This window comes from Colwellia sp. 1_MG-2023 (genome assembly GCF_030546755.1).
Lineage (GTDB): Bacteria > Pseudomonadota > Gammaproteobacteria > Enterobacterales > Alteromonadaceae > Thalassotalea_H.
In genome coordinates, this window is sequence record NZ_JAUOPE010000030.1 from 1 (window position 1) to 850 (window position 850).

Below are 850 nucleotides of genomic sequence, written 5' to 3' on the forward strand. Positions count from 1 at the left end.
CATTGTGTGTCTTGAATAAGAGTTGATAATTAATCCTAAGATTAATCATCGGGTTGATTAAACACTCGAGGAGAATGTTTAATCACCATTGATGTTTCCCGATAAAAGAAACAACAACAGCTTGGTATTTATATGTTTATGTATTTGAAGCGCGACACTTCAGCCACCATATAAACACCGGTATTTATATCAGCTTTCCAGATTGTTAAAGAAATAGTTCATGACACGCATTCGGTCAAAAACTTGGTTTAAAAAACCAAACTTAATTCATCTCGTAAGATACCTTAAATTTGGTCATTCATCTCTTTTGAAGAAGTTCACGTTCATTCAAGTTAGGCTAGGCGCTTTTGACCGACGTTTAGTTCACTAAACGAGGTTGAAAGCAACGACGCATAACGCAGAATTTGGTAGGTCTGGGCAGACTTGAACTGCCGACCTCACCCTTATCAGGGGTGCGCTCTAACCAGCTGAGCTACAGACCTATCGTATTTCGAAGTGTTAAACCTTGGTAGGTCTGGGCAGACTTGAAATAAACAAGCCGACCTCACCGCTAAAATAAAACGGGGTGCGCTCTAACATAATAGTAAGTGGTGGAGCTAAGCAGGATCGAACTGCTGACCTCCTGCGTGCAAGGCAGGCGCTCTCCCAGCTGAGCTATAGCCCCATTACAAACTATAAATAGCTGCTAGGGTTTTACGTTTCTTCTTCTAATGTGTTATCAATACAATTTGTGTAGACACTCGTGAAAACCGAAGTTTTCCATTCATTGTTTTACTTCAAGATAAGGAGGTGATCCAACCCCAGGTTCCCCTAGGGTTACCTTGTTACGACTTCACCCCAGTCATGAATC

General features: G+C 41.4%; 2 tRNA genes and 1 rRNA gene. All 3 read right to left on the bottom strand.

Features of this window, described 5'->3' with window-relative positions:
- Positions 1-405: 405 nt before the first annotated feature.
- A tRNA-Ile gene (locus Q4493_RS17700) sits at positions 406-482 on the bottom strand.
- A 106-nt stretch (positions 483-588) separates the two neighbouring features.
- A tRNA-Ala gene (locus tag Q4493_RS17705) sits at positions 589-664 on the bottom strand.
- Positions 665-782: 118 nt separating this feature from the next.
- Positions 783-850: ribosomal RNA gene (locus Q4493_RS17710) — 16S ribosomal RNA — on the bottom strand; the annotation flags it as partial.